General features: G+C 71.2%; 11 protein-coding genes. 6 read left to right on the top strand and 5 right to left on the bottom strand.

From position 1 onward, the window contains the following. Positions 1–17 precede the first annotated feature (17 nt). Together MNOD_RS21625 and MNOD_RS21620 are read right to left on the bottom strand one after the other, a co-directional pair. A complete protein-coding gene (locus tag MNOD_RS21625) occupies positions 18–620 on the bottom strand; it encodes a pyroglutamyl-peptidase I family protein (RefSeq protein WP_015931095.1) in 603 nt (200 codons plus the stop codon). 11 nt (positions 621–631) lie between these two features. After that, positions 632–1,876: an amidase gene (locus tag MNOD_RS21620; RefSeq protein ID WP_015931094.1), complete on the bottom strand. Its 1,245-nt coding sequence runs from the start codon at positions 1,874–1,876 to the stop codon at positions 632–634. 211 nt (positions 1,877–2,087) lie between these two features. Here MNOD_RS21620 and MNOD_RS50050 point away from each other — a divergent pair, with 211 nt between their 5' ends. Beyond that, complete coding sequence (locus MNOD_RS50050) at positions 2,088–2,213, top strand: hypothetical protein (protein ID WP_015931093.1); 126 nt, start codon at positions 2,088–2,090, stop codon at positions 2,211–2,213. Between the two features lie 138 nt (positions 2,214–2,351). Here the strand turns inward: MNOD_RS50050 and MNOD_RS21615 are convergent, their stop codons facing one another. Both MNOD_RS21615 and MNOD_RS21610 read right to left on the bottom strand, forming a co-directional pair. Beyond that, entirely contained in the window at positions 2,352–4,115 is a 1,764-nt protein-coding gene (locus tag MNOD_RS21615) for an ABC transporter ATP-binding protein (protein ID WP_015931092.1), read from the bottom strand. Further along, positions 4,112–4,930, bottom strand: coding sequence for a glycosyltransferase family 2 protein (locus MNOD_RS21610; protein ID WP_015931091.1), 819 nt, complete (start codon positions 4,928–4,930; stop codon positions 4,112–4,114). The genes MNOD_RS21615 and MNOD_RS21610 overlap by 4 nt, the downstream gene beginning before the upstream one ends. Positions 4,931–5,637: 707 nt before the next feature. Between MNOD_RS21610 and MNOD_RS21605 the strand changes: the two genes are divergently transcribed. After that, entirely contained in the window at positions 5,638–9,690 is a 4,053-nt protein-coding gene (locus MNOD_RS21605) for a PAS domain S-box protein (protein WP_015931090.1), read from the top strand. Between the two features lie 100 nt (positions 9,691–9,790). Further along, positions 9,791–10,405 carry a pyridoxamine 5'-phosphate oxidase family protein gene (locus MNOD_RS21600; RefSeq protein ID WP_015931089.1) on the top strand — a complete coding sequence of 205 codons (615 nt, stop codon included), beginning with the start codon at positions 9,791–9,793 and terminating at the stop codon, positions 10,403–10,405. A 95-nt stretch (positions 10,406–10,500) separates the two neighbouring features. Here MNOD_RS21600 and MNOD_RS21595 read toward each other — a convergent pair whose 3' ends face one another. Continuing rightward, positions 10,501–10,857, bottom strand: a complete 357-nt coding sequence (locus MNOD_RS21595) for a c-type cytochrome (RefSeq protein WP_015931088.1) — start codon at positions 10,855–10,857, stop codon at positions 10,501–10,503. Positions 10,858–11,127: 270 nt separating this feature from the next. Here MNOD_RS21595 and MNOD_RS21590 point away from each other — a divergent pair, with 270 nt between their 5' ends. The 3 genes from MNOD_RS21590 to MNOD_RS21580 all read left to right on the top strand — a co-directional run bounded on the left by MNOD_RS21590 (position 11,128) and on the right by MNOD_RS21580 (position 14,096). Next, positions 11,128–12,561, top strand: coding sequence for an FAD-linked oxidase C-terminal domain-containing protein (locus MNOD_RS21590; protein ID WP_015931087.1), 1,434 nt, complete (start codon positions 11,128–11,130; stop codon positions 12,559–12,561). Positions 12,562–12,887: 326 nt separating this feature from the next. Next, positions 12,888–13,265: a hypothetical protein gene (locus tag MNOD_RS21585; protein ID WP_015931086.1), complete on the top strand. Its 378-nt coding sequence runs from the start codon at positions 12,888–12,890 to the stop codon at positions 13,263–13,265. A gap of 114 nt (positions 13,266–13,379) precedes the next feature. Then, positions 13,380–14,096, top strand: a complete 717-nt coding sequence (locus tag MNOD_RS21580; protein ID WP_043749196.1) for a class I SAM-dependent methyltransferase — start codon at positions 13,380–13,382, stop codon at positions 14,094–14,096. Positions 14,097–14,098: the final 2 nt, after the last annotated feature.

The raw sequence follows: 14,098 nt of genomic DNA, 5'->3' as shown, positions 1-14,098 counted from the left end.
GCAGCCGCTCCCGGGGCTCACCCGCCGGACCGCCGCCCCTCCAGCGCGAGGAGGCGCGCCACCTCGGCGAAGGCGGCCGCCAATCCGGCCTCCCAGGCGCGTGCGCCGCTCCGGGGCGGCCGGGGAATGTGGAGGAAGAGCACCGGGACGGGCTGGGCGAGGGCCCGGAAGTAGGAGGCGTTGCAGAGGTAGCGGCCCGCATCCCGCGAGAGCCCCGCCGGCAGGCCCCGGCGCCGCAGCAGGGCGCCGGCCTTGACCGCGACCGCCCCGGCCCGGCGCAGAGCGGGGCCCTCCGGGTCGAGGGCGAGCCGCGCCGCGATCCGCCCCGAGGCGTCCGGGAAGAGCCGGCTCGCCCGGTTCAGGGCCCGGACCTCGACCCGCACCTGCCGGCTGCGGCCCGCGACCCCGATCATCAGCACCGCGCCCGGATCCTCCGTCAGGGCGGGCGTGAGTTCGGAAACGATCGCCCCGTAGGCAGTGGTGAGGATGCGCAGGCGCGGCGCGCCACCGAGCGCACGGGTGAGGTGGGGCGAGGCGGCAAGCCGGCGCGCGAGGGCCGCGCTCGGATTGACCGGCATGCCCGGGAACGGGCCGAAGCCCGTGATGAGGAGGGAGCGCACCGGCGGGCGGGTCAGCCGATGGCCCGCTCGATCAGCCGCGCGGCAGCAAGCGCCCGGCCGTCGTCGCCGAACCGCGCGATCACCTGTACGCCGAGCGGCAGCCCCTCCGCCGTCGTTTCGACCGGCACCGTCACGCAGGGGACGCCCATCAGGGTCCAGAGGCGGTTGAAGCGGGCGTCGCCCGTGGAGGCGAGCCCCTCCGGGGCCGGGCCCGGAGCCGAGAGCGTCAGGATCACGTCGACGCCCTCCTCGCCGAACACATCCTTGAGGCTGCGGCGAGCCTGATGGGCGATGCGCCGCGACGCGTCGTACTCGGCCGGGCCCACGCGCTGGGCTCCGTCGAGCTGCGCGCGCAGGAGCGGCGGCAGCGCATTGCGGTGGTGGTCGTATTCCCAGGCCAGCGCCTGGGCCGCCTCGAAATCCTGGATCACCGGATGACGGGCGAACGCCTCCGCGAAGATCGGCGGCAGATCGAGGTCGCGCACCTGCGCGCCCGCCCGCTCCGCCGCCGCAGCGGCGCGCTCCAGGGCGGCGAGGGCCTCCGGGGCCGGCGGCGCGCAGAAATCCTGCCTCAACAGGCCGATGCGCGGCAGGCCGGGATCGCCCGCCGGCAGGTCGATGGCGGGCCGGTCCGCCAGGAGCGCCAGCGCGTGGGCGGCATCCGCCACGCGGGCTGCGAACAGCCCGACCGTGTCGAGTGCCCAGGAGAAGCATTTCACTCCCACGGTCGGCAGGAGCCGGAAGGACGGCTTGACGCCGACCACGCCGCAGAAGGCGGCGGGACGGATGACGGAGCCGCCGGTCTGGGTGCCGAGCGCAAGCGGCAGCATCCCGGCTGCGACCGCGGCGGCCGACCCGGCCGACGAACCGCCCGGCGTATGCGCGAGGTTGCGGGGATTGCGCGTCTCCGTCGGGTCGAGGAAGGCGAAGGCCGTCGTGGTGGTCTTGGCCAGGGGGACGGCGCCGAGCCGCTTCAGCCGCGCTACCACCGGCGCATCCGCGCGCGGCCGCCAGCCGGCATAGAGCGGCGACCCCATCTCGGTGGGCAGGTCGGCGGTATCGATGATGTCCTTGAGGCCGACCGCGATCCCGGCGAGCGGGCCCTCGTCCGGCACCGGGGCCGCGGGGTCGAGCCGCACGATCGCGCCGACTTCCGGGTCGCGGTTGGCGATCGCCTCACGGGCCAGCGACACGGCTCCCTGCGGGGTCAGGCGCCCGGCACCGATCCGGTCGCGCAGGTCGACGAGCGAGAGCATTCCGAGCCTCCCAATACCCTGACGTTGGCCCGGCTGACGGGCTTGTCCTCCCGCTTGGCCGCAAACCGGCCGACGGAGTCAAGGACCGTTCTGCAACTGCGGGGTGTTCAAACAGGTCTTGCGGCGGGCCGCAACTATGGGGCGAGCCGCTCGACGCACGCTTAAGTCATCTCTGCTTCACTGGCCGCGACCGCGCAGCGAGGGGCGGCTGATGAGGAACGGCGGCTTCTACAATGGCATGACCATGGGCGCCTGCACCCGCCAGGGCGCGCTCGACCAGATCGCCATGACGCAGCGCCGCCTGGAGGAGGTCGCGCGCGCGATCGGGACCCGTTAGGGCCTCTTCCCCTTCGCGTCGGTCTTGGGAAAGGCCCGACGGGATGAGTCCCCGTTCGACGGATGACGATCGCGATGAGCGGCGATCGACCCGGCCGGTCCCGGTCTCGCCCGCATCGTCCGGGTCGCCGGTCCAGGCTCAGGCGGCGCCTGCCACCGGCTCGACCCCGTTTCGCGCCTCGGCTGCGGGCGCATGGTTCTCCAGCGCCTCGGCCTCCGCCCGGCCCATCACGAGGTCCGGAGGTCCGAAGCGGATGACGCGGCCGCCTTCCATCACCGCAATCTGATCCGCCGCCATGTAGGTCGAAGGCCGATGGGCGACGATCACCGTCGTGCGTCCGGCCATCAGGCGCCGCACCGCCTCCTGCACGCGGGCCTCGGAGGCCGGATCGAGCGCGCTCGTCGCCTCGTCGAGAAGGAGGATCGGCGCGTTCTTGAGGAAGGCCCGGGCCAGGGTGACGCGCTGGCGCTCGCCGCCCGAAAGCCTGGATCCGCCGGGACCGACCCGGAAGGCGAAACCGTCGGGCAGATCGTCCACGAAATCCGCCGCGGCGGCGCGGGCGGCGGCGCGCACCTCCTCGGGCGAAGCGCCCGGCCGGCCGAAGGCGATATTGGCCTCGACCGTATCGTCGAACAGCATGACATCCTGCGTGACCATCGCGATCGAGGCCCGCAGCGAGTCCAGGGTGACGTCTCTCACATCCTGGCCATCGATCGCCACGCGCCCCTCGGACACTTCCTGGAGCCGCGGGACGAGATCGAGCAGCGTCGACTTGCCGGCACCGGAGCGCCCGACGATGGCGGTGACCGCCCCGGCGCGGGCGACGAGGTCGAGCCCCCGCAGGACGGGCGGCCCGCCCTCATGGGCGAAGACCACGCCCTCGAAGCGGATCTCGCCGGCCCCGATCCGCAGCGGGCGCGCGCTGGGCCGGTCGGCGATGGTCGGCCGCTCGTCGAAAGCCTCGAAATAGCGCTGGAGCGCGCCCGCGGCCTGCTGGAGCACCGCGCCGAGCGAGCCGAGGGTGCGGGCGGGCTGGGAGGCGAGGAGGAGCGCCGTGACGAAGCCGGTGAAATCGCCCACCGAGCGCTCGCCGGACATCACGCGGTCCCCGATCAGGATCATCACGGCGGCGACGCCGAGGCCGCCCCCGATCTCGAGCAGCGGGTCGAGGCGGCCCCTGGCATTGGCGGCCTTCACCTTGAGCCGGCGCACCTGCTCGAAGCCCTCGCGGGCGCGGGCGGAGAGCAGATCCTCCATCCCGTAAACCTTGGCGACCCGCGACCCGAGCAGGCTCTCGCCGATCAGCCCCGCCGTGGCGCCGACGGTCTCGTGGATGGCGCGGGCGTAGCGGCGCAGCTTCTGCCCGATCTGGCTGACCGGACGCGCCACGAGCGGCACCATCACCACCGAGACCAGCGTCAGGACGGGATCCATCCACAGAAGCGCGGCGCCGAGCGCGATCAGCATCGCGACGTCCCGCAGCAGCACCGTCGAGAGGCGCGAGAGCGCCTCGGAGACCGGCGCGAAGTCGCCCGTGAAGCGCTGGGAGAGCGCGGCGGGGCTCTCCCGGGTGGTGCGCCCGACATCCGCGCGCACCATGCGGGCGAACAGGTCCGAGAGCATGTCGGCCTCGACCCGCGTCACGATGCGGTTCGTCAGGACGAGCTGCGCCAGGAGTGCGCTGCCCCGTAAGGCGGTGGCGAGCAGGATGGCGAGCGGCACGTAGGACAGCGACGACCGGTCGTTGGCGGCATAGGCCTCGAAGGCGAACCGCACCACCACCGGATAGATGCCGGTCGAGGCGCCCACCACCGCGATGGCGACCGCGAGCCAGGCCAGGAGGGCCTTCTGGCGGCTGAGCCAGCCGCGCCACACCCGCAGGAACATCTCTCGTCTGGTCATCGCGCCTCATCCGCCGCGGCTTGCGCCGCCGGATCGACCGCCCGCGACGCCGCCTGCTCGCGCATCTTGGCGATGCGCAGGAACCGCCCGAAGGCAAGGATCGTCGCCATGGCGAAGCCGTCGGCCCCGGCGAGGAACAGCCGCCTCAGGAAATAGAAGCGGAGAAAGTAGAACGGGAATTCCACGAAGACGCGCAGGCCGAGTTCGAGCCGCGAGCGCGGCTCGGAGGTGCGGGCGGCGAGCTCGGCGACGTAATTCGCCTTCGCGACCGCATGGTTCCAGTCGCGGTAGGTGAAGTGCCAGGCCACCGCCTCGAGCCGCCGCGGCTTCTCCGCCGTGCGGATGTCGAGATGGTCCCAGTTCGGGTTCTCGGTCGTGCGCGCCACCCGCCGGTCGTAGATGTAGATCTGCTCGGTGCAGAAGGCGAAGGGGGGCGGCCGGTCGTGGTGCGGCAGCGCCATGGCCTTACGCAGCTTCATCAGGGCGGGGGGCGGCCCGAACAGGAAGATCCCCCGGATCTCCCAGACCAGCTCGGGCGTGAGCACCTCGTCCGCATCCATGCTGAAGACGTGGTCGTGCGTGCACAGGGCCTCACCGAATCGCCTCTGCGGCCCGAAGCCGCCCCAAGGATTCGTGACCACCCGGGCGCCGAGGGACCGGGCGATGGCGACGGTCGCGTCCGTCGAGCCGGAATCGATCACCAGGATCTCCGCCCGCAGGGGCAGCGCGGATCGGATGGCCGCCTCGATTCGGTCTGCCTCGTTGAAGGTCCGCATCAGGACCGTCAGCGGGATGGGGGGTTCGTCCTGGGTCAATCGACTCTGCTCCGGCGCGCGCTTAACCGGTGCGAGTGTGGCGGAACTTGGTCAAGCCCGCCGAGGCGGCGTGAGCCTCCCGGCCGGCCGCCCGGTCCGGGAGACGCCGCGGTCCCGCCGGCCCACGCCGCGCCGGGGCGGCATCGCCCGCAGCCGGCCGAGATCCGGCGCGACCAATCCGGCACCGCTCCGGAGCCGCGGGCCGGCCCGCGATTCTTGATATTTGTGAAGGCGCCCCTCGGACGGAACTCGCATAGTCCGTCTGTTGGCGCAGCCCTTCGCGTGCCATCTGCTTCGCTGGACAATCCGGCGGACAGGCGGAGGCGTGGGGATGCTTCCGAGGCCCCCAAAGCGACTTGGCCGCCCTGCCCGCATCCGCCGGCAGGGCACTTTTTTGAGGCCGAACCGCGACTTGGCCGAACCGCGACTTGGCCGCATCGTCGGCGGGACCGCGCGGATGGGCCACACCAGCTCACTGTGCGGCCGAGGTCTTTCATCGGAAACCGGGGCCGGGTCGGGCCCTCCGTGGTGATTCGCACATCGCTTGCATCAGTGTTGCGCCGCATTGCCGCCGGCTACGAATAGTGGTCTTTGCTCAGGACGCGACGACTGCATGCGGCAAGGGCTGCCGGGACTCGCGACACACGTGGGATTCCTGAGAGTCTGCGTGCGGAGCACAGGGGCGGAGCGAAGCGGGTGGCATCCCGGTGAGGCAAAATTGTCCAGAAGGGTTCGCCGGGGGTCTTACGGCGGGGCGCGATCCGCACGGCGCGGGCCAGGCCTCCGCCGTCACCATCACCACGCGGCTCGCGGTCCTGTTCGCGACCGTCCTCATCTCGCTCGCGGGCATCGTCGCGCTGGTGTCCTGGCAGAGCTACAGCGAGACGCTGCGCGACGCGCGGGTGGCGGCCGAGAACCTCGCCAGCGCGCTCGACCAGCACACGGCCCGGACGATCGAGGCGATCGACCTCAAACTCGGCATCGTTCAGCTCTCGATCGAACGGGATGGGCTCGACGCCTTCACGCGCAGCGCCCACCCGCTGCTGGCGCACCTCGCCGCCTCGTCGCCGCAGATCCGCTCCATCGTGATCTTCGATGCGGATGGCCGGATCACCGCCGACTCAGGCGGAGCGGTGCCGCGCCGGGTGCCGCAGGTCGTCGACCGCAGCTTCTTCTCCGTCCACCGGGACGACCCGCAGGCCGGCCTGTTCATCAGCCCGGCCTTTCGCAACCGCCTCGACGGGGCCTGGACGATCATCGTCAGCCGCCGCATCAACCATGCGGACGGGCGATTCGCAGGCGTCATCACGGCCTCGATGAACCCGAACTACTTCCGGGCCTTCTACGAGACGATGAAGGTCGGCGCGAACGGCATCGTGGCCCTGCTGGCGGCGAATGGCAGCGCGCTCGTGGTCGATCCCTGGCGCGACGATCTGATCGGAAAGCCCATCGCGAGGGACGGAAAGCTGCCGGAGGGCAAGGCCGGCCCCGACGGCACGGTCGTGGCGGAGACGCAGGCCTTCGGCCCGGAGCGGATCCTCGCCTTCCGGCGGGCCGAATCCCTCCCGCTCATCGCCATGGTGGGATTGGCGCGCGACGACGCGCTGTCGCCCTGGCGCCATCAGGTCCTGGTGCTGACCGGGATCGCCCTCGGGGTGCTCGGCCTCACCGCCCTGACCGGCCTTCTGCTCGGACGGGCGACGGCACGGCTGCGCGCCAGCGAGGTGTTGTTCCGCGCGCTGTTCGACGCCTCCACGGACGGGCTCCTCATCTGCCGCCTCGGACCGGATGACCGCTTCCGCCTGGAGGCGTGCAACCAGGCCGCAGCGGCCGCCCTGCAGGCGGAGCCGGACGGGCTCGTCGGCCGCCGCCCCGAGGAGGTGATGCCCGCCCTCCAGGCGGCGAGGGTCGAGGCGGACCTGCGGCGCTGCCTCGCGGTCGGCGAGCCCATCCGCTTCGAAAGCAGCGTCGATCTCGATAGCGGCCGCCGGGACCGGGAGATCGTCCTGGTCCCGCTGCGCAACGAGAAGAACCGGCTCGACCGCGTCTTCGCCTCCTTCCGCGACATCACGCATCTGAGGCGGGCCGAGGCCGCGACCCGCGAGACCAACCGCATGCTGCTCATGGCCGAGGAGATCGCCCATGTCGGCCACTGGCGGCTCGACGTGCGGGAGAACCGGCTGACCTGGTCCCAGGAGATCTACCGGATCTACGGCGTCGATCCGGATTCCGGCGAGCAGACGGTCGACAGCGCGGTGGCGGCCTATCATCCCGAGGATCAGCCGGTGGTCGCAGCGGCGGTCGCGGACGCGATCGCGCATCGCCGTCCCTTCACGCTGAACCTCCGCATCCTGCGGCCGGACGGCTCCGTCCGGCACGTCGTCGCCCGTGGCCTCTGCGAGGAGGACGAGACCGGCGAGGTCGCGGCGATCTTCGGCACGCTGAGCGACGTCACCGAACTGCGACGCGTCGAGCGGGAGGCGGCCGAGACCGCCTCCCTCCTCGCCACCACCCTGGAAAGCATGGACCAGGGGCTGGTCGTCGTCTCGCCGGAGGGCCGCGTCGAGATCTGCAACGCCCGGGCGATCGCGCTTCTCGACCTGCCGCCGGAGCTGATGGCGGGGAAGCCCACCGCCGGGCAGGTGCTCGACCACCAATGGGCGAAGGGTGAGTTCGCCGGCACGGAGGAGAGCATACGCCACCTGTTACAGCTCGGCAGCATCGTGCTGGCGCCCCAGGCCTATACCCGCACCCGTCCCAACGGCACGGTGATCGAGGTGCGCACCATGCCAATGGCGGGCGGCAGCCTGGTGCGGACCTATACCGACATCACCGCGCGGCGCGTCGCCGAGGAGGCCCTGCGCGAGAGCGAGACCCGCTACCGCCTGATCGCTGAGAACGTCAGCGACGTCATCACCCGGCTCAACCTCGATCTTGAATGGGACTACGTCTCCCCCGCCTGCCGCGAACTCCTCGGCTACGAGCCCGAGGATCTCGTCGGCACCAAGCCCCTCGACGGCATCCATCCGGATGACCGCGCCTGCAGCGCCGAGACCTTCGCGTGCCTCACGACGGGGCTCGTCGACACAGCGACGAGCCGCCAGCGCTGCCGGCGTCGCGACGGCAGCTACGTCTGGGTCGAGGCCCGAATCCGGCTGCTGCGCGGTGCCGACGGCGCGCCGAGCGGCTACGTCGCCTCCCTGCGCGACGTCTCGGAGCGCCAGCAGCAGGCCGAGGCCCTGGAGCAGGCGCGCGACGCCGCCGAGCAGGCGAGCCGGGCGAAGACCGACTTCCTCGCCTTGATGAGCCACGAGATCCGCACGCCGCTCAACGGCATCCTGGGCTACACCGACCTTCTTCTCGAGGACGCCACCCTCGGCGAGGGCCAGCGCCGGCAGGCCGAGCGGATCCAGTCGGCCGGGGCGGCGCTGCTGACGATCGTCAACGACATCCTGGACTTCTCCAAGATCGAGGCGGGGCAGGTCGAGCTCGACCCGCGCCCCTTCCTCCTCGACGCTCTCGTCGACAACACGATCTCGGTGGTGCGGGGCTTCGTCGGCAAGAAGGCGATCGCCATCTCGACGGTAGTGGACCCCGACGTGCCGCGCACGCTGGTGGGCGACCAGGATCGCCTGCGGCAGGTTCTGCTCAACCTTCTCAACAACGCGGTGAAGTTCACGCATGCGGGGTCCGTGACCCTGTCGGTCAGCTGCCTGGAGCCCGCGGGCGCCACCGCGGCCCTGCGCTTCTCCGTCACCGATACGGGGATCGGGATCCCGGAGGACAAGCGCGGGCGGCTGTTCCAGCGCTTCAGCCAGCTGGACAGCTCGATCGGTCGCGACTTCGGCGGCACGGGGCTCGGTCTGGCGATCTCGAAGAACCTCGTGGAGCTGATGGGCGGCACGATCGACGTCGAGAGCGAGGTGTCGAAAGGGACGACCTTCTGGTTCACGGTGACGCTGCCGGTCGGCGGTGCGCTCACCGCGCCGTCCGAACCGAGCCGCGCCGCCGCCGGCACTGCCCCCGCCCGCGTCCTCCTGGTGGAGGATCTGGAGATCAACCAGGACATCGCCCGCGCGGTGCTGGAAGGCGGCGGGCATCTGGTCGATGTGGCGAACGACGGCCTGGAGGCGATCGTCGCCGTGCAGACCAAGGACTACGATCTCGTGCTGATGGACGTGCAGATGCCCGGCATGGATGGCATCGCCGCCACGCGGCACATCCGCAGGCTGCCCCATCGCGCGCATGCGCTGCCGATCATCGCCATGACGGCGAACGTGCTGCCCGCCCAGATCGCCGAGTTCCGGGCCGCCGGCATGGACGATCACGTGGGCAAGCCCTTCAAGCGCGACGATCTGCTCCGGGCGATCGCGCGCTGGGCCCACCCGCAGGGCCGCACCCGGGTGCCGAACGGGGCCGGGCCGGAGGAGCCGATCCTCGACCGCCACGTGTTCGAGGATCTGCGGAGCTCCGTCGGCCCGGAGGGCGCTGCGGCCCTGCTCGCGCGGCTCGTCACCCAGATCGAGGAGCATCTCGCCGAACCCCGGCTGACCCTGGACGATGGCAGCCGGCTCGCCCGCGACGCCCATGCCATCGTGGGCGCCGCCGGCATGCTCGGCTTCATCGAACTCTCCCGGGCTTGCGCCGAGCTCGAAATCGCCTGTCAGCGCGGGCTTGCCCTCGATCCGGCGGTGGCGCGGGTCCGCGCGGCGCGGCGGCACGCCCTGACCGAGATCGAAGGATTGCGGGCACCGGCCTGACGCCTTGAGCCGGTTCGGCCGGATGCACCGGACGCGGCTGCCTTGCCGCGGCGGCGTCTGCTACCCTCCGGTTCGCCTGCGAGAGACCGGACCCATTCTCATGAGCACGACCGACACCTCGCCCGCGGCGATCCGGGCCCATTACGGCTCGCCGAGCGAGCGGGCGCTCAGGAAAGAGCTCACGCGTCTCGACGGCCACGCCCAGGCCTTCATCGCCCTCTCGCCCTTCCTCGTCATCGCCTCATCGGATGCGGCCGGACGGGGCGATGCGACGCCGCGCGGCGACGCTCCCGGATTCGTAGCGGTCCTCGACGAGGTGACCCTGCTGATTCCCGACCGGCCGGGCAACCGCCGCGCCGACACCATGCTGAACGTCGCCGAGAACCCGCAGGTCGGCCTGCTCTTCCTCGTGCCGGGCCTCGACGAGACGCTCCGCGTGAACGGCCGCGCACGCTTCACGACCGACGAGGCGCTGCTCGCCCCGCTGGCTGTCGAGGGACGCAACCCCGTGGCGGGCCTCGTCGTGGCGGTCGAGGAGGTCTTTTTCCACTGCGGGAAGGCGATGCTCCGCTCGCGGATCTGGGACCCGGACAGACAGGTCGCGCGCGGGAGCTTTCCGTCCCTGGGCCGGATCCTGGCCGATCAGATCGCCGGAGAAGACACGGCCGAGGCCGAGCGGGCGATCGAGGAGAGCTACCGCACCCGGCTCTACTGAACACGCCGGTGATGCAGCAGCACGCGGCACACCCGCCACAATGAAAGACCCCGCCGCTGTCGCGGCGGGGTCCGGCAACCGTGCGGCGCCCGATCCTACTGCTGGGTCTTCAGATAGGCGATCAGGTCGCTCACCTTCTTCTCGTCCTTGAGGCCGGCATAGATCATCTTGGTGCCGGGGACGAGACCCTTCGGATTGGCGAGCCACTTGTGGAGCGTGGCCTCGTCCCAGGTCAGGCCCGAATCCTTCAGCGCCGCCGAATAGTTGTAGCCCTCATGGGTCCCGGCCTTGCGCCCGACGGTGCCCTTCAGGTCCGGCCCGACGCCGTTCTTGCCGAAGGCGTGGCAGGCCTTGCACTGAGCGAAGAGCTTCTCGCCTGCCGCAGCGTCCTGCGCCTGCGCGGCGAGCGGCGCCAGGAGCGCAAGGGCGGCACCGAGGATGAACTGACGCATGAGGTTCCCTCCGATAGGCCTCGATCGACGGCCATGGTCCGTCTGGCCAGGGGTGGATATGGCCGAGCTTTCGAATTGGTAAAGTTAAAACGCGGCCGGATCAGCCCGGATGCGTGCGGCGAAAAGAAGCTGTGCGGCGCGGGTGAATCAATGGGACGAAAGTGCATGGCGCGGCAACGCGTTGCCGCGGCGATGCATCCGCCCGCCCCCGGCGCTATAAGGCACCAAGAGCGGAGGCCCGCTGCCCCATCAGCCTCCCGAGGAGACGCCATGTCGATCGCCTTCCCGGCTCCGGATCCCGCCATTCTCGCGCGCCGCGAGGCGATCATCGGGGGGCTGCGCCCGCTCGTCGCGCCCGAGGCCCTGGTGACGAGCGAGGACGAGCGGCGCGCCTTCGAGACGGACGGGCTCACCGCGTACCGGCAGATGCCGCTCGCGGTGGTGCTGCCCTCCACGACCGAGGAGGTCGCGGCCGTGATGCGCTACTGCCACGAGCAGGGCGTGCGGGTGGTGCCGCGCGGCGCCGGCACCTCGCTCGCGGGCGGGGCGATCGCCCAGGAGGACGCCATCATCCTCGGCGTCGCGAAGATGAACCAGGTTTTGTCCCTCGACTTCCCGAACCGCACCGCCCGCGTGCAGGCCGGCATCACCAACCTGGCGATCAGCGGCGCGGTCGCCCACGAGGGCTTCTTCTACGCCCCCGACCCGTCGAGCCAGCTCGCCTGCACCATCGCGGGCAACATCGCGATGAATTCGGGCGGGGCCCATTGCCTGAAATACGGCGTCACCACCAACAACCTGCTCGGCGTTACCCTGGTGCTGGTCGACGGCACGGTGGTGGAGATCGGCGGCGAGCATCTCGACAGCGCGGGCTACGACCTGCTCGGCCTGATCTGCGGCTCCGAAGGGCAGCTCGGCATCGTGACCGAGGCGACGGTGCGGATCCTGCGGGCCGCCGAGGGTGCGCGGCCGGCGCTGATGGGCTTCGGCTCCGTCGAGGCGGCCGGGGCCTGCACGGCGGCGATCATCGGCGCCGGCATCATCCCGGTCGCGATCGAGTACATGGACCGCGAGGCGATCACGATCTGCGAGGCTTTCGCCAAGGCGGGCTATCCCCTCGACGCCGAGGCGATGCTGATCATCGAGGTCGAGGGCTCGGATCAGGAATGCGACGCGATGCTCGCGCGCATCTGCGAGATCGCCAGGCCGTTCAACCCGACGAGCCTCAAGGTCTCGCAATCCGAGGCCGAGAGTGCGGCGATCTGGAAGGGCCGCAAGTCGGCCTTCGGCGCCACGGGGCGCATCTCCGACTACATCTGCATGGACGGGACGATCCCGACCGGCCAGCTCGCCCATGTGCTGGAGCGCATCGGGGAGATCACGAAGACCTACGGCCTGCGCTGCGCCAACGTCTTCCACGCTGGCGACGGCAACCTCCACCCGCTGATCCTCTTCGACATCAACAGGCCCGGCGAGATGGAGAAGGCCGAGAAGGCGGGCGAGGACATGCTCAAGCTCTGCGTCGAGGTCGGCGGCTGCCTCACGGGCGAGCACGGGGTCGGCATCGAGAAGCGCGACCTGATGAATGTCCAGTACACGCCGGAGGACCTCGCCCAGCAGATGCGGGTGCGGGCGGTGTTCGATCCGTCCTGGCTGATGAACCCCGCCAAGGTCTTCCCACTGGAGGGCCGGATCGCCGCCTAACCAAAATAGAACCTGAGGTGCGTGGAATCCGCCCCGCTCCTCATGCTGAGGTGCTGGCGATCGAAGATCGCCAGCACCTCAGCATGAGGGCCGGTGGGGCTGCCATCGGGGGCCTTGCGGCCGGGTTCATCCGTCAGGGTTGGCGCAGCCGGTGGCGAACTGATGCCAACGGTCATTGGAAATGACCGTTGGCATGCGGGCCCCGGCGCCTGCCGGGCGTCATAAAAAACCCGAACTCGCGGGGCACGAGCGGCGTGTTCCGCCCGCCAAGACGACGCTGCAAGACGAAGTGATCGTCGCGGGCCGTAAGTATTCGGGGCTTGCCAGTGATCACCCGCCACCCTGCCGCGACCGATGCCTTCTCGCGCCTGCACCGGACCTTCACGACCCATCTCGGCATCGCGGTGACGCTGGCCTGGGGCACGGCCCTGGTGGCCGCCTGCTACGCGCCCTGGGTGCGCAACATCCGTCCGCTCCTCGATCCGGGCACGGGCCGGGTCGAGAGCACGTGGTCCTTCCTCTTCGCCATGCCGGTCGTGCTGACGCTCGCCTTGGCCGCCGCTCATTTCGGCCGGGAGACCCTGCGCCGCACGCAGATCCTCTCGAACGAGGCGGCGGAATTCGCCCTTGCGGCGGCGGTCGCCTTCGGGGTGTTCTACCTGGCCATCGACCGGGCCGTAGCGGCCCTCTCGCTGGCGCTCTGAGCAGGGCCCGACACATGCGCCGCGCTCGCTTCGAGGATATCCGCAAGGCGCCGGAAGGCTCGTCGGGCCGCCTGCCCGCCGGCCGCGGGGGCTAGGCCCGGCATGTCGGCGTCCATGTCGGCGTCCTGGCGCGAGTTCTGGAACCGCACGAACCCGATCTACGTGAACGAGCGGCACCGGGTCCGGCATTATGCCGGCGTCGCGGAGGAGATCGCCGCCCTGGTGCCCCATGCGGGCGCCCATGTCCTCGATTACGGCTGCGGGGAGGCGCTGTCGGCCGGGCGCGTCGCCCGGATCTGCGCGCGGCTCTATCTCTGCGACGCGGCGCCCCGGGTGCGGGATGCCCTGGCCGACCGGTTCGGCGACGAGCCGCGCGTCACGGTGCTCGCGCCCGAGGCGATCGCTGCCCTGCCCGACCGGAGCCTCGACCTCGTCGTGGCCCATTCGGTGGCCCAGTACCTCACGCCGGCCGAGCTCGATGCGGCTTTAAGCCTCTGGCGGGAGAAGCTCCGGCCCGGGGGCTGCCTGGTCCTCGCCGACGTGATCCCGCCGGACCTCGGCGCCCTGGCCGATTCGCTCGCGCTTCTCGCCTTCGCACGGCGCGAGGGCTTTCTCGGCGCGGCGCTGCTCGGGCTCGTGCGCACCGCCTTGTCCGACTATCCGTCCCTGCGCCGCCGCCTCGGCCTCACCCGCTATACGCAGGCCGCCATGCTGGAGCGCCTGCGCGCCGCCGGCTTCACCGCCGAGCCGCGGCCCAATCTCGGGCACAACCCGCAGCGCCTCGCCTTCACGGCGCGCGTGGCCGGCGCCCGAGACGGAGCGCCGCCTTGAAA

The organism is Methylobacterium nodulans ORS 2060, from assembly GCF_000022085.1.
GTDB lineage: Bacteria > Pseudomonadota > Alphaproteobacteria > Rhizobiales > Beijerinckiaceae > Methylobacterium > Methylobacterium nodulans.
This window is presented reverse-complemented; position numbering and strand designations above follow the sequence as displayed.